This is a genomic window from Sphingopyxis sp. LC81 (genome assembly GCF_000756375.1).
In the GTDB taxonomy this organism is placed as follows: domain Bacteria; phylum Pseudomonadota; class Alphaproteobacteria; order Sphingomonadales; family Sphingomonadaceae; genus Sphingopyxis.
On the sequence record NZ_JNFD01000023.1, the window covers coordinates 1 to 22,458 of the forward strand.

A 22,458-nucleotide genomic window follows, 5' to 3' on the forward strand; every position below is an offset into this window, starting at 1 on the left:
GCTTGTTGGGAAGCTGCGGCTCAATAATTGACCACTCGAAATCTGTCAGTTCAAAACGGCGATGCATTGCAAGGCTCCTTTCACGAGCCTTGAATCAACCAGTACCGCTTCGCGCAACTAAATTTATTAGTTTACCGCCTAATGTATCCTGCGGCCGTCCCCTTTTTCCGCGAATTTGGAGACACATTGGAGACACGGACGATTTCCGAGGCTGTGTCTCCAACAGGAGGTGCGCATGCCGATAGTGAAGTTGACCAAGCGGGCCATAGACGCCCTCGTTCCGCCAAAAGCGAAACAAGTCATTCTGTGGGATACCGAGGTGAAGGGCTTCGGTCTTCGGATCATGGCATCGGGTATCAAGACCTTTGTCGTCCAGTATCGAAATGCCGAGGGCATCAAGCGTCGTATGAACCTCGGACGATTTGGTGTGCTGACTGTCGACCGGGCTCGCGATCTCGCGAAACTGAAACTGGCTGAGGTCATTGTCGGAGAAGACCCCGCTGACAAGGTCCGCCAGGTTCGCAAGGGCATGACGGTTTCCGAGATGTGCAGCTGGTATCTTGAAGAGGCTCGGGCCGGGAACATACTCGGCCGGAAGAACGTCCCCATCAAAACATCGTCGCTCGATCTGGATGAGAGCCGCATCCGCACGCATATCGGTCCCCTAATCGGCAACCGGATCGTCAAGCATCTGACGATTGCGATCGTCGAGCAGATGCAGACCGATGTGAAGAACGGTAAGACTGCAAAGCCCCGGACGGGAGGCCGTGGCGGAAAGGCGACCGGTGGCCCCGGCGTGGCGGGTCGCTGCGTCGGCACGCTCCAGGCGATCCTCGGCCACGCCAAGCATAAGGGACTTCTCGAAACCCATCCGACGCTTGGGGCCAAGAAACTCGCCGGAAAGAAAAGGACCCGGCGCCTCAGCGCCGCTGAGATCGAGTTGCTCGGAAAGGCAATCGCTTATGCCGAGGCCGGCGGGGAAAACCCGGTCGCCCTTGGCGTGGTGCGCACATTGCTCCTGACCGGCTATCGCCGTCAGGAAGGCCAAGCGATGCAACGCAGCTGGCTGCACCCCGATCGCGGCTATGTCATGTTTCCCGATACCAAGGGCGGCGCGCAAATCCGCGCAATCGGGCCCGCCGCAATCCGTGTGCTCGAAGCGCAGGCGGAAATTGCCGGCAACCCCCATCTGTTTCCCTCGGCGGTAGGGGAAGGCCCGTTCACCGCGGTCAGCGATTGCCTGAAGCGGGTGTGCGGCCTGGCAGGGATCAAAGGCGTCACGCCTCACACGCTTCGTCATACCTTCGGAAGCGTCGCCGGTGACCTCGGATTTTCGGAACTCACAATTCGCGCTATGCTTGGCCATGCTTCCCAGAATGTGACGCAGGATTATGTCCATATCGATGAAGCGCTGAAGCTTGCCGTCCGGCGCACATCCGACGAGATTGAACGATTGCTGCTGAAGGGCGCTGCACAGCAGCGGCTGATGCAGTTAGCGGCCTAGACCTCTGCCATCCGGCCAGCCGGTAAGATCAAACGCTAGCGGTAGTCAATGCGGATGCAGACCGCCCAGAAGGGCTGAATTGCGACAGCGGTGTTCTGGCTCTTTCTCATTGCTGACGACAGTCGTTGCCATAACCATGAAATCCTGTGCGAAATTCTGACTTTCAGCCAGGGCTTGCATCGCATGGCTTTTTGATAGCAGGCCGATCTCCAAGCGATTGCCGCCGCGACTTGCCGGGGCGCTGGTTCCAAGCTTGTAACCAAATGACGGGACGCACCGAACATAATGGTGCGGGGCAAGAAGCGCCTCGCGATGGCATGGAAAGAACTATCATGAAAACACCCGCGAAATTTGCTGCCGCTGCGGCATCGCTCGCCGCCGCGGCCCTCCTGGCCACCTCGCCCGCCAGTGCTCAGGCGCAAGCCGGAGCGAAAGAAAAATGCTATGGCGTGTCGCTGAAAGGCAAGAATGACTGCGCCGCCGGACCGGGCACCAGCTGTGCCGGGACGTCGACCGTCGATTATCAGGGCAATGCCTGGAAATATGTCGCCAAGGGCGCCTGCATCAAAATGGGCGGCACGCTCGAAGCGCATGCAGGAAATGCCCGTCCGGCTCCAAAGCGGAGCTGATCGCCGACTGACAGTTTCTCATCGCCTCTCGCGCCAATTCTTGGAGGATTCGTCATGATGATGGCACACCGAAGCCCTGAAGCCAGGTTCGTTACGATACTTGCTAGCGCCGCGTTGCTCGCCGCGTGCGGGCCAAACGTCAGCAACGGCAAAAGCGATGCGAATGCATCGGATGCTGCCAAAGTGGCCGAGCGCGACAAATGTTTTGGCGTTGCGTTGAAGGGCCAGAATGACTGCAAGGCAGGGCCCGGAACGACATGCGCGGGCACCTCGACCGTCGACTACCAAGGCAATGCCTGGAAATATGTCGAGGCTGAACGATGCGAAACGCTGGGCGGCTCTCTGGTAGAGCGTTCCGGCAATGCGGCACCTGTCGCCCAGAGCGGCTGAAGCCCTCGGGTCGCAAAGGATGCTGGCTGATATGAAATTTCTCACCGATTTGCCCCCTTCGGTAGGAATTGGACTGAAACCCGAACACTACTCCCGAGTGATCGAGTCCGCGTCGGCCAGCATCCACACCGCAATCCCACGCGCGATAGACCTGCCCGGCTGGGTCGAAGTGCACCCGCAGAATTATTACAGCGCTGGCGGGCCGTCGCACCGTTGGCTGTCGGCGATTGCCGAGAAAATCCCGCTCAGCTTCCATTCGGTCGGGCTTTCGCTGGGAAGCGCGCAGGGGCACGACCGAGACGAGCTCGATCAGCTGGCATCCCTCTGTGACCGTTACGATCCCGCGTCGGTGTCCGACCATTTGAGCTGGAGCGGAAGCGCGAACAACCGATATCCCGACCTGCTCCCGCTTCCCTATACGGAGGACGCGCTCCACCATTTTACGGGTCAGGTCTCGATCGTTCAGGACCGTCTGAAACGGCCGATCCTGATCGAAAATCCGTCGCGCTACCTTGCCTTCGCCGAGGATGAAATGAACGAAGCGGAATTCCTGCATCGCCTGTGCCGCGAGACAGGCTGCGGGGTCCTGCTCGACATCAATAATATCGAGGTCTCCGCAACCAATTTGGGTCTCGATCCTCGCGCCATGATCGACGCGATTGACCCGGGCCTCGTCGGCGAGGTGCATCTTGCGGGCCATGCGCGCGAAGAGCATGAGCTTGGCGTCTTGCTGATCGACGACCATGGGTCAGAGGTTTCCGATCTGACCTGGACATTGTTCGCCCATTTTGTCGGGAGGGCCGGTCGGAGACCCGTTCTCATCGAATGGGATACGAACATTCCCGATTATGACATACTGATCGGTGAAGCGAAAAAGGCCGAGACGATCATGCGAGAGCAGACCGCCGGGAGCCGTGCCGATGCTGTCGTTTGAGAAAGTCCAAGCCGAGATAATGTCGGCGCTCGATCACGGTCCGGCACATCTTCCGGAGGGATTGTTCCGCGGCGAGCGAGCGCGGGCGCTGCTGGGCATGAAGGTCCACGCCAACACCATCTCCCACGCCCGCCTGGTGGCGCTGGAAGACACATTTCCGCGCACGCGGTCCCGCCTGGGAACCGAGGCATTCAACAAATTGTCCCGGATGTATCTGGATTGGCCCGGTGTCCTTGGTCATCCGCTTGCACTTATCGGAGCAGATTTTGCAGCATTCCTGCGCGCGGGCGGGGAAACGCTGGCCGAAGCCGATCTCGCCGCCTTCGAATGGGCGTGGCTGGCATCTTATCATGCCGCCGAAGCGCCCACCCTCGGGCTGGCTGATCTTGCCGGCATCGCCGAAGCCGTTCTGCTTGAAATCGTCCTGGAGCGCCATCCGGCCGCGCAGCTGCTCTGTCTGAATCGGCTGGTCCACCAGATCATAGGCGAAGAAGTGCCGGGTCTCGGCGACGCGCCCGCCATCCTGCTCACGCGCCCGCATGCACAAGTGCTGGTCGCACCGGCGACTACGGCGATGTCGGCCGTTTTCGCACAAGCCAGCACGCCGGTCCGCATCTGTAACCTTTTCGGGGAAGGCGCCGAACCTGAAGGTGAACATCAACTGCCTCCTGACGACATCATGAATGCGCTCATTGCGCTGATGGAGTCAGGGGCATTGCAACGGGCGGGTTAGGCAATGGGCGTTTTTAGGCTTTATGATCGGGCGGTCGAGTGGGTCGCGGGTCGGGTTCAGGAAGGCTTTGCCCTGTTCTTTTTGCGGCTGGTGTTGGCTGGAATCTTCTGGCGATCCGGTCAGACGAAGATTGCCGAGGGCACCTGGTTTACGATCAGTGAAAATACCTTCTTCCTTTTCCAGGAGGAATATAGCGGCGTTCCCTTGCCAAGCCATCTGGCCGCCATAATGGCTACGGTCTCCGAGCATCTGTTTCCGATTCTGCTGGTGCTCGGATTGTTCACGCGGCTGTCGGCCTTCGCCCTGTTGGGCATGGCGATGGTCATTCAGCTCTTCGTTTACCCCGATGCCTGGTGGCAGGTGCATGCGCTTTGGGTCGCGATGGCGCTGGTGCTCATCGTTCGCGGAGGCGGGTGGCTGTCACTGGATGCCGTGCTGGCGCGCCAGCAGGGCCGTCAGGCCACGTCGTGAAGTCCGACGAACCTTCGCTTGCACGCCTCATGGCGATGGCACAGCAGGGGGACCGGCTGGCGTATCACACATTGCTGATGGAATGCCGGGTCTGGCTGAAACGATATTTTGCGAGGAGGGTGGCGCCAAACCATCTGGAAGATCTGGTCCAGGAAACATTGCTGGCGCTGCACCGCAAGCTGGCAACCTATGATCCCTCACGCGCCTTCTTGCCGTGGCTTGCCGCCATCGCTCGTTACCGCTGGGTCGATCAGCTGCGCCGCGTCTATCGTACGTCGGAAATTGAGCTTGAGGACGAGTTTATTGGCAGCAGTGACGAACCGGCGATCGTCGCACGCATCAGCCTCGAACGGCTTTTCGCGCAGCTTCCATCGGCTCAGGCTCAAGCGATTGAGCTGGTCAAGATCGAAGGATTATCGGTCGCCGAGGCGTCCCGCGCCTGCGGCCAAAGCGAATCCCTGATAAAGGTCAACATTCATCGCGGCTTGAAGAAATTGACCGCGATGATCGAGAGAGCGTGAACAGCATGTCCCGTGATAGCAATTCCCTGATTACCGAACTTGTCGGTGGGCTCAAGCCGGTCCGACCGCTGCGTCTTTCGGGCGGGCTTTCCTTCGCGCTCGCCGGGCTCGGCGTCACACTGGCGGCCGTCGCATTGTTATTCGGATTTCGAGCTGACGTGCTGGCGGGCAATTTCGACCCGGTATTTCTGTTGGCAACCGGATTGTTTTTCCTGCTTGGCCTTGCCGCCTCGGCGACGGTCATCGTCATGAGCCGGCCCCATGTCGGCAGCGATCACAGCGGCTGGCGATGGGCGGCTGCCATGGCCGCGCTTCTGCCGATCGCAGCGATCATAACCGGTTTGAAGCGAGGGCCTGCCGCCATGTCGGCCGCCGGAGCCGGACACGGCCTGGATTGCCTCATTGCCGGGAGCGCGCTCGGCTTGCTGGTCGCAGCGGCGCTTGTGTGGTGGTTGCGTCGCGGGGCGCCGACGTCGCCTGAGCGTGCGGGCCTGCTCACCGGGATCGCTGCCGGAAGCTTTGGCATATTCGCTTTCTCCTTTCACTGCCAATATAATGACATCGTCCATATCGGGCTGTGGCACGGTTTGGCGGTCGCTGTGAGCGCAGGACTTGGCAGGCTTTTCGTTCCGCGCCTGATCCGCTGGTAGAAACTGCGGCGGCAACGCGTTGCGAGCCACGCCTGCATTTCCGCCAAAAAGACGCGATGTAAGAAACCAGCCCGGCCGCGCGACAAATAAGCAGGTCGCCGGAATGGCGACCCGACGCGCAAGGATATGTGCCGCGGTTGCCCGAGCAATTCCGGACCGTCTGCGCTCGCCGGGTCGGCCCGTCGACTCTTGGCTATCCGACGGACACGAGCAAGATTTCGCCCTCGTGCGCCGTCAGGATATTGAGCAAGGGAAAGAGCCATGAATAACTATATGCGTTCAATGATCGCCGGCTTCGTAGCGACTGTGGTGCTGTCGGGGCTCATGCTTGTGAAGACCATGATGGGACTGATGCCGCAACTCGATGTGATCGCCATGTTAGGCGAGATGTCCGGGGACATGATGGGGGTCGGCGGCGCCGGCATCGCCTGGCTGCTGCACTTCATGATCGGCACCGTCGCTTGGGGGCTTCTCTTCGCGTTCCTTTACAAAATTCTGCCTGGACACGGCGCAGTGCCCAAGGGCGTGTCCTTCGGCATACTCGCCTGGCTCTTGATGATGGTCCTCCCCATGCCGATGGCCGGTGCTGGTCTGTTCGGCATGAAACTCGGCATGATGGCGCCCGTGATGACGCTTGTCCTGCATATCGTCTTCGGAGCGGTGATGGGTCTGGTGTTCGCCAAGCTGTCGCCTTCCCCGGTCGATGGAGCGCCGGCCTGAGCGAGCCCAAATCCGGCGAAGACGGGCGCGCCGTGCTGCTGCATCGGCGCGACCTCTCGCGAGACAGGAAGCAAGAGGATTGTCTATGACCTCAATCGCCCAGAAGCTCGAGTTCGCCGGCCATTCCGGGGCGAGGCTGGCCGCCCGCCTCGACTTGCCCGATGGTCCGGCGCGCGCCTATGCCTTGTTCGCCCACTGCTTCACTTGCTCTAAGGATCTCGGCGCCGTTCGCCGCATCGCAGCGGAGCTGGCGCGTGAAGGGATCGCCGTCCTGCGTTTCGACTTCACGGGGTTGGGATCGAGCGACGGCGAGTTCGCCTCGACCAATTTCTCCTCCAATGTTGCCGATCTTATTCTCGCGGCCGCGCATTTGCGCGATCATTTCCAAGCGCCTTCGGTGCTGATCGGCCATTCGCTGGGGGGCGCAGCGGTGCTGGCGGTGGCAAAGGACATTCCCGAGGTGCGGGCCGTCGTCACGATCGGCGCGCCGGCCGATGCCGCGCACGTCCTCAAGAATCTCGGGGGACGGCTCGAAGACATCGAGCGCGACGGCGTGGCGGAGGTCAATCTTGCCGGGCGGACGTTCCACATACAGAAACAGTTCGTCGACGATATCCGCAGCCAGCAAATGCACGCGGCCGTCGCCGGTCTCAAGAAGCCGCTGCTGGTCCTTCACGCACCGCGCGACGAGATCGTCGGGATCGAGAATGCGACCGAGATTTTCCAGGCAGCCAAACATCCCAAGAGTTTCGTATCGCTCGATACGGCCGACCATTTGCTGACCGATCCGCAAGATGCGGCTTTTGCCGGCCGGGTGATCGCCGGATGGCTCAGCAATTATGTCGCACAGGACCGGCCGCAGGGCGAGGCGCCTGTCGAGCATATCCGCATCGCCGAAACCGGGGCCGGCAAGTTCCAGAATAGCATACGCGCCGGTCGCCACCGGCTTTTCGCGGACGAGCCCCAAGCCGTCGGCGGACTCGATTCCGGCCCGTCGCCTTATGACTTCCTGTCGATTGCGCTCGGCGCCTGCACTTCCATGACCCTGCGGATGTATGCCGAACGCAAGAAGCTCGGCCTCGGCCGGATCGCGGTCGACGTCAGCCATGCCAAGATCCATGTCGACGATTGCGCCGATTGCAGTGTCGAGGAACGTGCGAGCGACCGGCGTATCGATCGTTTCGAGCGGCGCATAACCGTGGAGGGGGACCTCCCGGATGAATTGCGTGAAAAGCTTCACGAGATTGCGGATAAATGTCCTGTCCATCGCACGCTGGAGGCGGGCGCGAAGGTGAAGACCATTATTGATACAGACGGACACAGCTGATGTGGGAGAGGATCGCGCGGCTCACCGATCAGAATGTCCGCGGTGCGATTGGCTTGCGCTTCGAAGCCTTTGTCGACGAGGCGTTTCAGTTGGTGCGCTGGTCTGCCATTGTGGGGTTCGCCCAATTTCTGGCCACCCGTTATCCAATACCGCTCTTTAATCTGCTCCATTGGGGTTTGGCGATTTTGCTCTTCGGCTACATTGCATCGCGTTTTTTGCTGCGCCCCGAAGTTCGACTATTTGCCGACACTGCTCCGCGCTGGCAGAAGATCGTGCAAAGCGCCGTCAATTTTCTACTCTGCATCGTCGTATTTCTGGCCCTGCTTTGGGCAATAGCGGCGGTCACGAACGGTATTGCGGAATATCGGCTCGCTCAACAGGGCGAAATGACGATTTGATAGCTTGTCGGCCGGCTATCCCGCGCCTCTCCGGATGACCGAAATGCCGCCAAGCGATGGGTGCGGTATCGACCTTGGGACTTCGCCGCATCGGCGTCGTTTTCGTCGAACCCGTCGCAAGAGTCGGAGAGCGTCGGATCGCACCGATAAAGCGGCGCCCCTTGTCGCGACGCGCGGCATCTGGCGGGTCACCGCATTGCTACGCAGAAGCCAAGGCCCAAGAGAGACTGTGATGGTCGAAGCCTTGAGCGAGCGTTGGCTTGACGATCTCGAAATAGGGAGAAACGTCGAAGTCGCGGGGCGTGAACAGGCTATGATGGCGGATATGGAGGATATCGCGCAGGCAATCGCGGCAATCGGGATCGTCGATCAATTCCTGCGTTATTGCAGGCAGGATCGGATAGCGTATCGACTGGAAAGCCTGAGCGATCAGGGTCGAGCAGATGGCCTTGGTGGGTTCGCCGCTGCCGAGCGCGATCATCCGGCGGCGCCAGCTTGAAGGCACAGGCGGCGTTGGGCAGAGAAAGCGGGCGAGATCGACGACATTGGCAAGGTCATAGGCGTCGCCGATATGGTCGCGGGCAAACCGGGTGACCGCGCCGATCTCAATCTCGCTTAGTCCCACCGGGCGGCATATTCGGCTGTGCAAACCGACAAATTCCTCGCTGGTGACCAGCCGAACCCCCTCGACCGCATCCGCTTCGATGAATGAAGGTCGGCGAACGGGAGACTGGCCGGACGCTTCGACACACAGCGCCGCGTGCGACCATGTCGATTGGGTAAGATATTTGATAGCGGTGCTGACGCGCTGACGGCCATCGACCAGGAGCACATCGCCGGCCCGGATCGTAGCCGCAAGTGCCGCTTCGTCGGTCGGAACATTGGCATAGGGCGCTCTCGACGGACCGGTCAGATATCCGGCCAGTAGCCGCCCAATGCCAAGCAGAAGGCCCACGACCTATCCCGGCATCGCGAGCAAGCGCGAACGTGCGAGATCGCGCAGGACGCCGGCTTCGAGTTGCGCCTCCTCCAACAAGGCTGCGACAAGATCCCCAAGCGACACGAGCCCGGCTACGCCCCCTGCGACATTCCAGACAACCGCATGACGGCACCGCTCGCGGGTCATGGAGCGCATCACCTCGGCCGCATCATCTTCACATCGGCAGGAGAGAACAGGTTTGCGCATGAAGCCAACCACCGGCCAGCACAATGCGTCGGCGCCATGCAGCGCGACCGCCGAGGTCAGCTCCTGCTGCGAAACGAGTCCGGAGATGGACGCAGCATTCCCTTTCACCACGCCGACCGACCCGATCGCCTTGCGATGCATCACATCAGCGGCCTCTGACAGGGGTGCCATTTCATCGACGGTTTCGAACTGGCGTCCCTTGCGGGAGACGATGGCGGCAATCTTCATGTCGGGTACCTCCGTTCAATCGCCCCTATGCTGGATTCGGAGAAATTGCGGCGCCGGTTACAAAGATGAAGCGCGCGCGCGAATGAAGATGAGCGATGCTCTGCGCAAATATCGGGCAAGAACCGCGAACGGGCGCAGAGCGCCATTCGTCAATTCAGACCCAGGGCCTCGAGCTTGGCGTCGAGGTCGATCGCGCAGGTCGCCAAGACATCATGTCCCGCCTCATAAGCGGCCGCCCCGTCGGCCTTGACCAATTTGGCCAGGCCAGCATCCCGGGCGCGCAGCAGTTCGGCCAACTCGACCCGGTAAAGCGCGACCATGGCGGTCAGCAACCGATTCACATGATGATCTTCTGAGGTGTTATCCACATTATAGCGGTCAAGATGGGCAATCACCGTTTCGGCCGGATAGAGAAATTCATCGGTGACCCAGCGGTTTGTCGCGAACCAGCCGCGCGGAACGCCATCATGATCGACCGACAGACCCGCAATGTGCGTGACATGGGCTGGCGCAGCCTCGCCTTCTGCTGGTGCTGCCAGTGGGCGCTCTGCAATGTCGAGCTGGGTTCGGTGCAGGAAGAGATGGAAATGCCCATGCTCGGCCGGATCGCGGGTGCCCGGGGGATGCACATGATAATACCAGCGCGAGCGCGTCTTTTCATCGCGCGCATCGTCGTCGGGATAGTGCGACCACCAATGAACGTCGGCGTCCGGCAGCACGCGCTGCATGAGCGGACGCGCCTCGCCCGCCATCTGCACGATCGTATCGATCACGACGGCTGCGGCGTCGATCGGCTCCATGATCATCCCCAAGATATTTCCAGAATATGCGTTCGTGGCGCGACCGGCAAGCGAAGCGCGATCACGCCGCGCAGTCTGGACATGCATCAACCACGCCCTCAGCACTCGAGGCGAAACCGGCGATGACCCGCCATTGCGTTCGCGGCGTCCCAAATGCCGCTCCCCGACGGACAAGTCGCGAGCCGCGTTCGCGCGAGTCCGCCGGGGAGCGAGAGGCAGCTATTATTTCTTGGCCGCGCAGGGTTTGGCGGCACAAGGCTTCGCGCCGCATTCCTTTGCCGCGCAGGGCTTCGCGGAACAGTCCTTGGCAGCGCATGGGCCCGCAGCACAAGGTTTCGCACCGCATTCCTTTGCGGCGCAGGACGCGGCCGTACAATCGGCCGCGACGCTGCCGTCGTCGGCCAGTTCGGCGGTTGCAGCGGCGCTATCCTGTTCGACCGGTTCGCTACCCGAACAGGCGGACGTCGCCATGGCGAGGCCACCGGCCACGGCCAACATCGACGCGAATTTCATTCTCTTCATCTGTTTTGCTCCCAATAATGTACGGGCTGAAAAGCCGGTTGCGGCAGCGCCCCTTCGCCGCATCCGAAACGTCCGACCATGGGGCCGGGCGAATGGCCCTGTCGTTGCCGGCTTGCTCCTCGCGCTAGCCAGGCTCGACATCAGCGAGCGGCGGAACGCGATAGCGGCGGCATATCCTATGTCTGCTCAGGTTCGCGGGCGAACGGCTCCCGGTTACAGCAAGCGGGATTTTTTCTGGCGGTGCGGATGAGCCGCATAGGCCGCGTCACCTGGGAGAAGGGTGAAAGGTGACGCGGCGCGGCCGAAATGGGACTATTCGGCCTCACTCCCGGTTCGCGTGGGACATCGAATTGGTTACACCTCAGCAAACTGCGTGGCATTTTGCACGCCACGGTTGTCGGCCAAGGGGGTGGGCAACCGATCTGCACGGCGGCGCGTAGAGACAGGACCACCGACGCGGGGCCGTGCCCGCCAAACCGGAATTTCCGGTCAACACCCGAGGAAGGATCACCATGACCGACCCGCTCGTGCCGCTCCGCGCGATCTTCATCAACTGTACGCTCACGCCGTCGCCGGGAACCTCGCACACCCAACACCTAATGGATAATGCGGTTGCGATCATGGAGGCCAATGCGGTGGCGGTCGAGACGATCCGCGCGGTCGACTGGAATATCGCCCCCGGCGTGCAGCCCGATATGACCGCGCATGGCTGGCCGGAGGACGATTGGCCAGGCATCCAGGACAAGGTCATGGCGGCCGATATCCTGGTGCTGGGAACACCGATCTGGCTCGGCGACAAATCCTCTGTCTGCACGCGGGTGGTCGAGCGCCTCTATTCCTATTCAGGAAAGCTGAACGACAAGGGGCAATATGCCTATTATGGCCGCGTCGCCGGCTGCGTCGTGACCGGTAACGAGGATGGGATCAAGCATTGCGCGATGAACATGCTCTACTCACTTCAGCATCTCGGATACACGATCCCGCCGCAGTCGGACGCGGGTTGGATCGGCGAGGCCGGACCCGGTCCGTCCTACGGCGACAACGGTACGGGGCTCGACAATGATTTCACCCGGCGCAACACGGCCTTCATGGCATGGAACCTCATGCATCTCGCGCGGCTGCTAAAGGCGGCGGGCGGCATCCCCGCGCATGGCAACCAGCGGACGGCTTGGGACGGCGGCGCGCGGTTCGACCATCCCAATCCGGAATATCGCTGATCGACACCCGGCGTCTCCACTGTGTTGACCGACTATACTGTTCGAAAGGATCGCCTCACGCGCCGGCTGGCGATCGGCGCTCGCCCGACTTGGCGGAACGCGCATGGCCGAATATGCACTGGTCCAGACACGGGCCGATATCGCCGCCGCCCATGTCTTGCTACAACCCCCCTCGGCTGCACGGGACCCAATCGAGACGGCCGTTAAGGCGGTTGCGCATCCCGCCGGCGCGGGTGCTTCGGACAATCGCGCCGGGCTGTTCGGATTCCGGCGCCTTATTACAGACGAGGCCAGATTGTCCCACCATTGCGGCGTCGTCGTCGATCGGTCCAAGCGCGGAGGCTACGGCCAGGCGTTGGTGAACGGCGTCCCGGCCAAGCGATCACGGCTGGACTGCGGTGCCTCCCGCTCGCGGCGCGTGGCGCCCAAAAAACTCCAGCGATCCGGCGCCTTGAACCGCCTTGCACCTTCAGCATCGCTCCCCTCAAAATAGTATTGACCGATCGTTCCAAACAATCCAGACTTGGTTATGCCTTGGGAAAAGCGATTCGATGTCGGCGAGACACTGACGCGTGCGATGCATGCGTTCTGGACGCGCGGCTATGAAGCGACCTCAATGCAGGACCTCGTCGCCGCAACGGGGGTCAACCGCGCGAGCCTTTACGCGACCTATGGAGACAAGCGCGCGCTGTTCCTCGCGGCCCTGCGGAAGTATGACGGCGAAGTGCGCGGTCACACGCTTCAGGAACTCGCGCGCGCTCGTGCACCCGCCGAGGCGATTGGCGCGCTGTTTGATAAGTTCATTGGCCAGACCGAGGTCCCCGGTAACAATTGGGGCTGCTTCATCATCAACACGGCGCTCGAGCTTGCGGCGCACGACGCTGAGATTGCCGACGTCGTCAACGCTGCGCAGGACGAAATCGAAGCATTTTTTCTTGCCATGATCCGCAAGGGCCAGGCGATCGGAGAGTTCGACCCGAACCGCAACGCGGGGCTGCTGGCCCACCAGGCGCTCGCTTCCTTGCTCGGACTGCTGGTGATGATTCGGAGTCGCCCGGAGCGCGATTACCTCGATGGTGTTCGCGACGGCGTGCTTCGATCGCTTCGCTAGGATTTTTTTTGCGCGGTTTGGAACGATTGTTCCATATTTAGAGAGAACAGGCGGAGGCCAATCACTAACCCTGCCGCCAGAGCTCACTGCCATCGCCCCACGGAGGGTGGACTTCGACTCAAGAAAGGAAACAGATATGACCGAGACATTCCGAACGACATTGCCGCTGCGCCGTGCCGACGACGGCGACCCCGCTGTCAGTACGCCGCTACAGGCGGCGCAGAAAGCGATGGGCATGGTGCCCAATATGTACGCCGCCATGGCCAATCTGCCTGGATTGCTCGAAGCGTATAATTTCGCTTACTCGAAATTTCGGGCCGAAGCGGGCTTCACTGCGATCGAACAGGAAGTCGTCCTGCTGACGATCAGCCGGATCAACGAATGCCATTATTGCGTTGCCGCGCATAGTTTCGTCGCCGACGCGATGTCAAAGGTGCCGGCCGAGGTGACCGACGCGATCAGGGCCGACCAGCCGATCAGCGACAGGAAGCTCGAGGCGCTTCGCCGCTTTGTCGCAACCATGACTGAAAGCCGTGGCAACCCCTCGCCAGCCGAGGCCGAGGCATTCCTCGCCGCCGGATATCAGGAAACCCACATCCTTGGCATCATCCTTGCCCTGAGTGCCAAGGTCATCTCGAATTACAGCAACCATATCTTCCACACCGAGGTCGATCCTGCCTTCGCGGGCCGCGCCTGGACGCCGCCTGCCTGAGACCGATCGCCTGCATTCCGGTACCGGCCGGTTCGCGAAGTCCCCCAAAGGCACGCGGACCGGCTCCAACGCCGGAGGAGTCCCATCGCCGCCGGGTCGCAACAGCGGCGATGGGACTCTCAAAAAAAAGCGCGCGCGGGTCGAGCGGCCGGCATGCTAGAATTGCGGTTCCGTTTCCTGACGCAGAATATCGCGCCGATTTGGGTGTTGGACGGCCCCTGATTGTAACCAGATCCAGGTGATGCCCGAATGTAAAAGGGCAGGCACAAAATCCTTTTGAGCCAATCTTATCCAGAAGCCGCGATGCGCGCCTTGAATTGCCAAAGGCAGCAGATCGGGCGATCGGGAAGGCGCGCCAGATGAACGAAGCAAGCTCGGACGTGATCCAGCCAGCCAGCTCTGGCATCCTCTGCCTGACCGCGGAACAGGAAGGCGCCATTTTGGTGGGCCAACTTGACTGCCCGTCGCGCAACAATAACGCTCTCGCTCGCTGGGGTCACCGGTTGCGGTCGTTACTACACAGGCGACCGTCGTGGATTCATCGTGGCTTGGCGAACTCAAAGCTCGAAGCGCTGCGGATCTGGATTTGCCTGCAAAATTACCCCGACGCGGCGCTTGAAGACATTGTGCGCCGCGAGCTGAAAACCGAGTTTTCACCCGAGCAACTGGAACAGCTTGCCGCGAACGCGCGCCAGTTACGATATGGCGCCCCAGCCATCAATGAACCGCCGCAGATTTCCCGGCTCTTATGAGCGTGTCAGCTCTTGCCGCGCTCCTTCTTTCGTCGGCGGCGGCGAACACGATCATCGATCCAATGGCAGACGGCGGAGCCATCGCTAGCTGCGAGCAGCGGGCGGACAGCGGTCCTGCCGCCGGATCTGAAACGCCCGGCGCGAGCCAGCAAAGTCTCGAGGTAGCGCCACCAGCAGCGCCGGATTCCAACGAGACGCTGGAAGCGGAGCAGGCCGCAAGCGAGATCGTCGTTACCGCACGCGGCGATCCGCCACCAGGCGATCCGCTGCAAGAAATCAATATCCAATCCTTCCAGCTTGCCCAGTCGGTCGACCGGAGATTTGTCGGACCTATTGCCCGCGGTTATCAGGAAGGCGTGCCTGAACCGCTGCGCGACGGCGTGGGGAACGCGCTGCGGAACGTCGGCGAGCCGGTGAATTTCCTGAACTTCCTACTCCAGCTCAAGATCGGCAAGGCGGCGGAAACGGTTGGGCGCTTCGCTCTTAATTCGACGATCGGCGTGGCGGGGGTTTTCGACGTCGCGAAGAAGAAGCCGTTCAACCTTCCCTATCGACCAAATGGATTTGCCAATACGCTCGGCGTCTACGGGCTAAAGCCGGGGGCCTATATGTACCTGCCGCTGATCGGTCCGACCACATTGCGTGACATGGTGGGCGACGGGGTCGATCTCCTGGTCCTGCCCGCCGCTTTCGGTAAACCATTCAATCGCTCCGCCTATGCGATTCCAACAACGACGATCACCAAACTCAACGACCGGGTCGATCGCGACGCGGATATACGCCGCCTGCAGCTCGAAAGCAGCGACCCCTATGTGGAGACCCGCACCCTCTATCTCGAGATGCGTCGGCGCGACATCGACGCGCTGAGGGGCAAGAGCCAATCTGAAGCCGAGCCGTCAGTTCCTGCGTCGACCGATAAATCCGGGATTACGGGACGATCCTGTCTGGGGAAGAGGGAAGCGTCACCGGGCGGTGGTCGCGAATAAGCGGGAGCGGCAGCTCAATCCTTGCGCCCCGGCTCGATGCCCCATCGCGCGGCAAGGCGCGCATAGATAGGTTCGCCGCGATGCGGATCACTGGTCGCTCCCCCCATACGCTCCATGCGGGCCTCGATTTCCGCGCGGTCTGCGGCGAGCGGATTGCCCTTGATCCCTGCGCCTTCGACGATGCGGTTCATGAAGTTGAACAGCGCACAGATGCTGATCGCGTCGAATAGCGCTTCCTCGTTCCAGCCTGCCGCGTAAACCGGCACGGCGTCGGCGTCGCACATCTGGCTGGGATTGCGCGTGAGCTTTGCGACATAGGCCAACAAGGGTTTCAGTTGTTCGTCGATCTTGCTCGACGCAGCGTCGGCCATCAGATCCTCGAAAATTTCTGAGTCGATGCCAAAGGCGCGCGCCGCGACCACATGCGCGCCGTGGCAATAGGTGCAGGCGTTGAGACCCGATACATAGGCAGCGATCAGCTCGCGTTCCGCGACCGTCAGCGGCGAGGGGTCGCGCAGCACCCTGTCATGATATTCGAGCAAAGGCAGGACCGCGTGCGGAAAGCGGCGAAAGAGCTTGTCGAGCGCTGGCTCGCCTTCGATCGATGGAAAGACCGGCATGCTATTTCTCCTTGTCAGTCGAACCAAAAACCTGCCGCGCTATCCAGGTTCGTTGTATGACGGTCAGGAGGCACAAAGCGGCAAAACCCCAGGCGAGCGGTACGAAATAGGAGGGGAAAATGGCCATGAGGATGAAGCACAGGATCGTCTCGCTGCCTTCGGCCAGGCCGCTGTTGTAGAAGAAGCTTTTCCGGCCGTGGGCCTGGGTTTCAAGGCCCTGTTTTGCGGCAAGCGTCGCATAAGCAAGAAAGCTGGTCCCGGTGACGGCAAAAGCCGCGACTAGCACGAGCGCCGGCAAGAGATTGTCGGGGTCGGCGATTGCGAAGCCCACCGGGACTGCGACATAGAAAATGAAATCGCCCACGATATCGAGAAAGCCGCCAAAGTCGGTCAGCCGCGTCGCCCTTGCGACCGCGCCGTCGAGGCCATCAAGGAGGCGATTGGCGAGGATCAGCGCGAGGCCTGCATGATAGTCGGCAAGCGCAATCGCTGCCGCGGCCGCAAGGCCAAGCATGATACCCATGAGACTTATCGCGTCGGCGCCGATACCGCGACGCGCAAGCCATCGGCCCATCGCATTGAGCGGTGGGTCGATCAGCGGACGAAGACGGGCATCGAACATCGGTCTAGGCCCAGGTCACGAGGCCGATGACCGCCCCGGTCATCGCTGATGCCATATTGCCTGCCACCCAGCTCTTCATCCCGAGCTCCGCGACATCGCGGCGGCGCGCCGGCGCCAGCGTCGCGACGGTCGAGACCAGGAGGCCGACGCTGGCGAGATTGGCGACCCCGCTCAGCGCGTAGGTTGTGATCAGCAGGCTGCGCGGATCGAGCGTTCCCGCGGGCATGGCGGCGAGACCGAGATAGGCGACATATTCGTTGAGGATCGCCTTGGTCCCCATCAGCCCGCCCGCAGCGGGCGCCTGGTCCCAGGGGATGCCGATCGCCCACATCAGCGGCGCGAACAGCCAGCCGAACAGGCGCTGGAGCGTCAGCGGCGCCCCATTGGCCGGCGGCAGCAGCGCGAGCAGCTGGTCGGCGAGGTTGACGAGCGCGAAGACGACGATGATGATACCGATCACCGCGAGGACGAGCTGAACGCCCTCCATCGTGCCGCGGATGACCGCGTCCATGCTGCTCTCGTAGGCAAGGTCGGGCTCGGCGGCATCAGCGCCCGGCGATCCGTCGCCCGGCACCATGATCCGGGCGACCAGCACCGCGGCGGGAAGCGAAATCAGTGACGCGACGATCATGTGGCCGACCGCGTTCGGCACCGTCTTCGCCAGGGTTGTCGCATAGAGGATGAGGATCGCGCCCGAGATCGTCGCCATGATCATCACCATGATCATGAACAGTTCGGCGCGGCTCATCCGGTCGAACCAGGCGCGCAGAACAAGCGGCGATTCGACGACGCCGAGGAAGATGGTGGCGCCGCCGCCAAGGCCGACGACCCCGCTGACCCCAAGCGTCTTGCGCAGCGCCCACGACAGCCCGCGAACCAGCGCGCGCAGCACGCCCCAGTGCCAGAGCAACGCCGAGATTGCCGAAAAAACGATGATCAGCGGCAGGATTTGGAAGGCGATCACGACCGGCGCCTCGGCGCCGGGCTTGAGCAGGAACGGAATCGGGGCGCCGCCGGTGTAGCCGAACATATAGCTCGACCCGACGAGCGTCGCTTTCTCGATCGCCGCCACCGCGCCATTGGCAAAACCGACAAGGGTCCAGACGAAGGGGATGCGGGTCACCGCGAAGGCGATGGCGAGCTGGAGGAGCAGCGCGCCGCCGATCCAGCGCCAACCGGGCCGGGCGCGGCGATCCTCGGAGAGGAGCCAGGCCAGCAGCAGGATCGCCGTCAGGCCGACAAGTCCCTGCAGGTTTGCGAGCCACGCCATCCGCCTATTCCTCCCCTAGAATTTCCATGCCGCGCCGAACTGGAACTGGCGCGGCGGCCCGGCATTGCGCTGCACGAAGGGTGCCCCGCCTCCGAACTGCACCTGATTGGACGTTGTCGCGGCATTCGCAAAGCCCGATTCATTGTTGGCGTTGAAGAGGTTGAAGACATCGGCGCTGAGTTCGATCCGGCCGTCAAAGGCCGGGACCGCATAGCGAGCCCCGACATCGACCGTCGCCGACCAGGGCAAGCGCGCCGAATTGCGCGCGGCGCCGGGATAGCGGTCCGAGTTGCCGACAAAATTCTCGCCGAACGAGGCGCCGTCGCCGTTGAGATCCTGCGTCCCGAAGATCCGCGCGTCGGGGACGAGGTTCACCGGCTGGCCGGACTGGAAAAGGCCGGCGACGCTCAATGTCAGACCCTCAAGCGGATAGAGATAGCCAACCGCCGAAATGACGTGGCGGCGGTCGTTGGCCGACGGTCCCCATTCGGCCGAGAAGTCATTCGAATTGGAGGCCCGGAAGTTGATGTCGTCGGTATCGTTGCTGAGCTTCGACAAGGTATAAGATAAGCGGAACGCGAAGGCATCGCTGCCGCGTGCCTTGGCGAGTTGCAGGATCAGCGCCTTATATTCGGACTCGCCCGCCGTTTCCGACACGGTGATTTGGCGCGCCCCGCCAGGCACGAGCGCCACCGGCCGCGTCGCGTCGGCGGTCGCCTGCGAGCGAACAAGACCGAGCGCCTCGGCGAGCGCGAACCGCGCCGCATTGTCAGCCTGCGCCCGCAGCAACGCGATATTGGCGTCGGTCAGATTGGCGAGATTGGGCGTGAAGGGCGCGGGCGCGTTGAGGTCGCGGAGCCGGGCGAGATTGTGCGTGCGGCTATAGATGACGTCGGCGCTCAGGGTCAGCGTGTCGTTCGCCTGATATTGATAGCCGCCGCTCAGCTGGAGACTCCACGGGCTGCGATAACCGGTCGGGCTGAGGATGCGCGCTTCGCCAAGGGTCGCGGTCCCGCGCAACGCCTGAACCTCCGCGGGGGTAGGGCAGGCCGAGACCGTCGCACAGGGCGGGGACACGCCAAGATTGCCGTCGAAGGTCAATGCGGACAGATTGGTACCCGCCGGAATCAAGCCTTGCGCCTGCAGTGACCCCAGCTGGGTCAGGAAGCCCGCCGAGGTTGTATTGCGCTGGAGCGCGTCCGAAATCACGGCATAGGAGAGCTTGCCGGTGAAGATGCCCGCGCCGAAGCGCAATGTCGAGCGTGCATCGGGCCGGTAGTTGAGCGCAAAGCGCGGCGCGACATTGTCATAATCGCCGCCGCCGCTGCCCTTGGCGGTCAGGCTGTCATAGTCCCAGCGCACGCCAAGGGTCGCGGTGAGACGCGGCGACAATTGCCACTCATCCTCGACATAGAAGGCGATTTGGGTCTGACCGGTGCCGAAAGACTGCGGCCTGAGCTCGACCGAATAATTGGCGACAGCGGGATCGAGCGCGAGGACATCGTCCGCCGAAAGCGCGAGCCCCTGTCCACTCGCTGCAAGTGCGGCAAGCTGGGCAGCGGTGAGATCGACGGTATAGTTGCCGTCGGGATTGCCGCCCCCGAGCAGCGAAAAATTGGATTGGATGAGGTCCGCGCCGAAGCGCAAGCGATGGTTGCCGAGCCGCCGCTGCAAGCGGTGCGTCGTCTGCCAGCTCTCCTCGACATCGTCGAAGACAAACCCCGGGTGGCCGACGACGCCGACCGTAAGCCCGCTCGGATCGCGGATGGCGACCTGCGCTCCCGCGGGTCCTTTCGGCTTGCCGTAATTCCAGCGAAAGCGGCTGAACTGGAGCGCGCCGTCATAGCTCCAGACATCGCCCGAATAGCTCGCGGTTGCCGCAACCAGGGTCGAGAAGCGGTCCTGGTCCGACCCCGCCGACGGAAAGGTGACATTGCCGCCGCCGAGCGCCCCGCCGGGGCGGTCGATGGTAACGCGGCCGACATTGGCGCGCAGCCCGATCGTCCAGTCGTCGGTCAGGCGGTGATCGAGACGCAACGATCCGAGGTAGAATTGGTTGTTGCCGGTCACATTGGCGACGGTGCCGAGCGCCGGAGCATCGACAATCTGGACATTGCGATCGCGCGTATATTCGAAATTGGCGTAAAAGAAGGTACGATCGCGCGCGATCGGACCGCCAAGGCTCGCACCGGCCTGATAGCGCTCGAAGCTCTCACCGACCGCGTTGCCCGAAAGGTCGCGCCGCGGAAAGGGCGAGCGGGCATCGAACGGACGCCCCGGCCGTACCAGCGCATAGACTTCGCCATGATAATCATTGGTGCCCGATGGCGTCGTATAGTTGACAATGCCGTTGGCGGTGCGGCCATAGGCCGCCGAATAGCTGTTCGCGAGTACGGTCACTTCGCGCGTGAAGCCGAGCGGCACCGGGAACTTGATCCCACCGAGGAAATTTTCGTTATTGTCGAGCCCGTCGATCAGATAATTGGTGTCGAGGCCGTTCGAGCCGTTGATCGAGATCGACGGCGCTTCGGGGAAGAAGCCGGTTGACGGTACGACGCCCGGGAGCCGGACCAGGGCGCCGAGCACGTCGCGCCCCTCGATCGGCAGCGCGGCAAGCTCCTCTTCGCCGAGCGATGCCGACACCTCGGCGTTGACGCTGTTGAGCGCGGTGATGCCGCGCTTGCCGGTGACGACGATCGCGGTCCCGGCGGGGGCAAGCCGCAACGTCACGCTGCTCGAAAAATTGGCACGCAACGAAAGGCGCGCGGGCTCCCCTGACTCAAAGCGCTCGTTTGCCAGCGCCGACACGCGATATTCGCCGGCGGTGGTCAGCCCTTCGATCCGCGCCAGTCCCTGTGCATCGCTCCGCACAATGCGGCGGAAGCCGATGCCCGGGTTCTCGACCAGCACGTCGATATCCGCCAGTGGGCGCCCGTCGTCGGCGACCACGGCAATCTGGATGCCGGCCTGCTGTGCGGCGGCAGGCAGCGCAAAGCCGATTGCAAGGAGCGATGCGGTTGCACCGGCCGTGAGACGCGGGAAAAGGGTCAAGCTTCACTCCATGGACAAGGCGCCGTTGCGCTTTTTTCTGATTGTTCGCCTCTTGGTCGCCGTGCGGCGCCATTCCTTACAGTCGCTGCAATGCCGATCTGGGGCGACGTCCTGTAACCGGCGCGCGGCCCAGGGCGTATTGATGACGAAGGAGATGCGTATATGGCGCCCATCTGGCCCGCGCTTGGAATTCTGCTCGCCGCAACCCCGGGCGCCGTGAGCGCGGCTTCCGCAAGCCCCATGGCCTTTGACGCGGTCCGATTCACCGAGGCGCAACGCGAAGGACGAACCATCGTCGTCGAAACCTATGCGCCCTGGTGCCTGCCATGCCGCGTGCGCGGCCCCGTCCTGTCAAGGCTGCTGCAGCGCGAACGGTACCGCGACACCCTCTTCTTGCGCATTAGCGAAAAGACGGCCGATGCCGACTGGAAGCGGATCGGCGCGAAGCGCTATGGCATGCTCCACATCTACAAAGGCTCGCTGCGGGTCGCGGCAAGTGCCGCGACGCGCGAGGACGAGATTGTGGCGATGCTCGAACGCGCCCGCTAGCCGCGCCGCGCCAGCATGCGATCGAGCGCAATCCGGTCTTCGTCGCGAAAAGCGAGCAGCACGAGGGTCGCGCCGGCGACCGCGAGGGAGGGAAAGAAAAGGACTTGGCTGCTGTCACGATCGAGGAGCCAGAGACCGAGGGGGTCGAGCAGATATTTCCATATCGACAGCGCCCCCGTCACCAGAATGACCGCTTGCGCTGTATAGGCGAACCGGCGGAACAGCCCGAGGATCGTGAGCAATCCGACGACCAGCAGGATCGCGCCCCAGACGAGCTGGATCGTATCGCTGGCGCCGAGCCCGGCGTAATATTTGACGCTGACACCCGCGCCCTTGTCGGGGCTGGCGAGGCGGATCATGCCCCACACGACGAGCAGCAATCCAGTTCCGATCCGGAGCAAGAGCAGCGATTGGGCTTTCATCGGTCGTCCTTCTTTTCAGAATTGAGCGCGCGCCTTCGCGCGCTTGGGCGGGGGCCGGATAGCCGGCCCCCGCCCGCCTAGCGTATTAGCAGCACGGCAAACCGCAGCACGCGGCAAGCGCGCAGCAAGCCTG

At 62.4% G+C, this 22,458-nt stretch carries 27 protein-coding genes; 18 read left to right on the forward strand and 9 right to left on the reverse strand.

Annotation, left to right across the window (positions count from 1 at the left end; translation table 11 throughout):
• Positions 1-235 precede the first annotated feature (235 nt).
• Positions 236-1,504, forward strand: coding sequence for a site-specific integrase (locus FG91_RS12780; protein ID WP_037515527.1), 1,269 nt, complete (start codon positions 236-238; stop codon positions 1,502-1,504).
• A gap of 45 nt (positions 1,505-1,549) precedes the next feature.
• On the opposite strand, the gene FG91_RS22040 is transcribed toward FG91_RS12780, so the two are convergent.
• On the reverse strand, positions 1,550-1,717 hold the full coding sequence (locus FG91_RS22040; protein ID WP_161785659.1) for a hypothetical protein: 168 nt from the start codon (positions 1,715-1,717) through the stop codon (positions 1,550-1,552).
• A gap of 119 nt (positions 1,718-1,836) precedes the next feature.
• On the opposite strand from FG91_RS22040, the gene FG91_RS12785 reads away from it, so the two are divergent.
• From FG91_RS12785 to FG91_RS12830, 10 genes are all read left to right on the forward strand, one after another.
• Positions 1,837-2,133, forward strand: coding sequence for a BufA1 family periplasmic bufferin-type metallophore (locus FG91_RS12785; protein ID WP_037515529.1), 297 nt, complete (start codon positions 1,837-1,839; stop codon positions 2,131-2,133).
• A gap of 54 nt (positions 2,134-2,187) precedes the next feature.
• Positions 2,188-2,523, forward strand: a complete 336-nt coding sequence (locus FG91_RS12790) for a BufA1 family periplasmic bufferin-type metallophore (RefSeq protein WP_081940580.1) — start codon at positions 2,188-2,190, stop codon at positions 2,521-2,523.
• Positions 2,495-3,457, forward strand: a complete 963-nt coding sequence (gene bufB, locus FG91_RS12795) for an MNIO family bufferin maturase (protein WP_235212032.1) — start codon at positions 2,495-2,497, stop codon at positions 3,455-3,457. Before FG91_RS12790 ends, bufB begins: the two co-directional genes overlap by 29 nt.
• Entirely contained in the window at positions 3,444-4,190 is a 747-nt protein-coding gene (locus FG91_RS12800; RefSeq protein ID WP_052187560.1) for an HvfC/BufC family peptide modification chaperone, read from the forward strand. Before bufB ends, FG91_RS12800 begins: the two co-directional genes overlap by 14 nt.
• Positions 4,191-4,193: 3 nt before the next feature.
• Positions 4,194-4,661: a DoxX family protein gene (locus tag FG91_RS12805; protein WP_037515531.1), complete on the forward strand. Its 468-nt coding sequence runs from the start codon at positions 4,194-4,196 to the stop codon at positions 4,659-4,661.
• Positions 4,658-5,182, forward strand: coding sequence for a sigma-70 family RNA polymerase sigma factor (locus tag FG91_RS12810; protein ID WP_037515533.1), 525 nt, complete (start codon positions 4,658-4,660; stop codon positions 5,180-5,182). The genes FG91_RS12805 and FG91_RS12810 overlap by 4 nt, the downstream gene beginning before the upstream one ends.
• 5 nt (positions 5,183-5,187) lie before the next feature.
• Complete coding sequence (locus FG91_RS12815) at positions 5,188-5,832, forward strand: NrsF family protein (protein ID WP_037515581.1); 645 nt, start codon at positions 5,188-5,190, stop codon at positions 5,830-5,832.
• A gap of 261 nt (positions 5,833-6,093) precedes the next feature.
• Positions 6,094-6,552, forward strand: a complete 459-nt coding sequence (locus FG91_RS12820) for a DUF6789 family protein (RefSeq protein WP_037515535.1) — start codon at positions 6,094-6,096, stop codon at positions 6,550-6,552.
• On the forward strand, positions 6,536-7,879 hold the full coding sequence (locus FG91_RS12825) for a bifunctional alpha/beta hydrolase/OsmC family protein (protein ID WP_235212033.1): 1,344 nt from the start codon (positions 6,536-6,538) through the stop codon (positions 7,877-7,879). The genes FG91_RS12820 and FG91_RS12825 overlap by 17 nt, the downstream gene beginning before the upstream one ends.
• On the forward strand, positions 7,879-8,277 hold the full coding sequence (locus FG91_RS12830; protein ID WP_037515539.1) for a hypothetical protein: 399 nt from the start codon (positions 7,879-7,881) through the stop codon (positions 8,275-8,277). Before FG91_RS12825 ends, FG91_RS12830 begins: the two co-directional genes overlap by 1 nt.
• Positions 8,278-8,476: 199 nt before the next feature.
• On the opposite strand, the gene FG91_RS12835 is transcribed toward FG91_RS12830, so the two are convergent.
• The 3 genes from FG91_RS12835 to FG91_RS12845 all read right to left on the reverse strand — a co-directional run bounded on the left by FG91_RS12835 (position 8,477) and on the right by FG91_RS12845 (position 10,491).
• Positions 8,477-9,232: a YiiX/YebB-like N1pC/P60 family cysteine hydrolase gene (locus FG91_RS12835; RefSeq protein WP_037515541.1), complete on the reverse strand. Its 756-nt coding sequence runs from the start codon at positions 9,230-9,232 to the stop codon at positions 8,477-8,479.
• 3 nt (positions 9,233-9,235) lie between these two features.
• A complete protein-coding gene (locus FG91_RS12840) occupies positions 9,236-9,691 on the reverse strand; it encodes a CBS domain-containing protein (protein WP_052187561.1) in 456 nt (151 codons plus the stop codon).
• 149 nt (positions 9,692-9,840) lie between these two features.
• Entirely contained in the window at positions 9,841-10,491 is a 651-nt protein-coding gene (locus tag FG91_RS12845; protein WP_037515583.1) for a DUF6969 family protein, read from the reverse strand.
• Positions 10,492-10,720: 229 nt separating this feature from the next.
• Here FG91_RS12845 and FG91_RS22045 point away from each other — a divergent pair, with 229 nt between their 5' ends.
• The 6 genes from FG91_RS22045 (at position 10,721) to FG91_RS12875 (ending at position 15,791) form a co-directional block, all read left to right on the forward strand.
• Positions 10,721-11,263: a hypothetical protein gene (locus FG91_RS22045; protein WP_161785660.1), complete on the forward strand. Its 543-nt coding sequence runs from the start codon at positions 10,721-10,723 to the stop codon at positions 11,261-11,263.
• A gap of 262 nt (positions 11,264-11,525) precedes the next feature.
• Positions 11,526-12,230 carry a flavodoxin family protein gene (locus FG91_RS12855; RefSeq protein ID WP_037515545.1) on the forward strand — a complete coding sequence of 235 codons (705 nt, stop codon included), beginning with the start codon at positions 11,526-11,528 and terminating at the stop codon, positions 12,228-12,230.
• Between the two features lie 529 nt (positions 12,231-12,759).
• On the forward strand, positions 12,760-13,341 hold the full coding sequence (locus FG91_RS12860) for a TetR/AcrR family transcriptional regulator (RefSeq protein ID WP_037515546.1): 582 nt from the start codon (positions 12,760-12,762) through the stop codon (positions 13,339-13,341).
• A 136-nt stretch (positions 13,342-13,477) separates the two neighbouring features.
• Positions 13,478-14,053, forward strand: a complete 576-nt coding sequence (locus FG91_RS12865; protein ID WP_037515548.1) for a carboxymuconolactone decarboxylase family protein — start codon at positions 13,478-13,480, stop codon at positions 14,051-14,053.
• A gap of 359 nt (positions 14,054-14,412) precedes the next feature.
• On the forward strand, positions 14,413-14,805 hold the full coding sequence (locus FG91_RS12870; protein ID WP_037515549.1) for a hypothetical protein: 393 nt from the start codon (positions 14,413-14,415) through the stop codon (positions 14,803-14,805).
• Between the two features lie 2 nt (positions 14,806-14,807).
• Positions 14,808-15,791 (forward strand): MlaA family lipoprotein, encoded by a 984-nt coding sequence (locus tag FG91_RS12875; protein ID WP_161785661.1) that lies wholly within the window; start codon positions 14,808-14,810, stop codon positions 15,789-15,791.
• A gap of 14 nt (positions 15,792-15,805) precedes the next feature.
• Here FG91_RS12875 and FG91_RS12880 read toward each other — a convergent pair whose 3' ends face one another.
• The 4 genes from FG91_RS12880 to FG91_RS12895 are packed head-to-tail and all read right to left on the reverse strand — an operon-like array spanning position 15,806 to position 21,354.
• The gene (locus FG91_RS12880; protein WP_037515551.1) at positions 15,806-16,411 is read right to left on the reverse strand and encodes a carboxymuconolactone decarboxylase family protein; all 606 of its coding nucleotides are present in this window, start codon (positions 16,409-16,411) and stop codon (positions 15,806-15,808) included.
• A 1-nt stretch (position 16,412) separates the two neighbouring features.
• Positions 16,413-17,033 carry a CDP-alcohol phosphatidyltransferase family protein gene (locus tag FG91_RS12885; RefSeq protein WP_037515553.1) on the reverse strand — a complete coding sequence of 207 codons (621 nt, stop codon included), beginning with the start codon at positions 17,031-17,033 and terminating at the stop codon, positions 16,413-16,415.
• Positions 17,034-17,037: 4 nt separating this feature from the next.
• Entirely contained in the window at positions 17,038-18,303 is a 1,266-nt protein-coding gene (locus FG91_RS12890) for a NupC/NupG family nucleoside CNT transporter (RefSeq protein WP_037515555.1), read from the reverse strand.
• A gap of 15 nt (positions 18,304-18,318) precedes the next feature.
• Positions 18,319-21,354: a TonB-dependent receptor gene (locus tag FG91_RS12895; protein WP_052187563.1), complete on the reverse strand. Its 3,036-nt coding sequence runs from the start codon at positions 21,352-21,354 to the stop codon at positions 18,319-18,321.
• A 162-nt stretch (positions 21,355-21,516) separates the two neighbouring features.
• Here FG91_RS12895 and FG91_RS21030 point away from each other — a divergent pair, with 162 nt between their 5' ends.
• Positions 21,517-21,903, forward strand: coding sequence for a TlpA family protein disulfide reductase (locus FG91_RS21030; RefSeq protein WP_052187564.1), 387 nt, complete (start codon positions 21,517-21,519; stop codon positions 21,901-21,903).
• Here FG91_RS21030 and FG91_RS12905 read toward each other — a convergent pair.
• Entirely contained in the window at positions 21,900-22,325 is a 426-nt protein-coding gene (locus FG91_RS12905; RefSeq protein WP_037515557.1) for a hypothetical protein, read from the reverse strand. The two genes, FG91_RS21030 and FG91_RS12905, sit on opposite strands and share 4 nt — an antisense overlap.
• Positions 22,326-22,458: the final 133 nt, after the last annotated feature.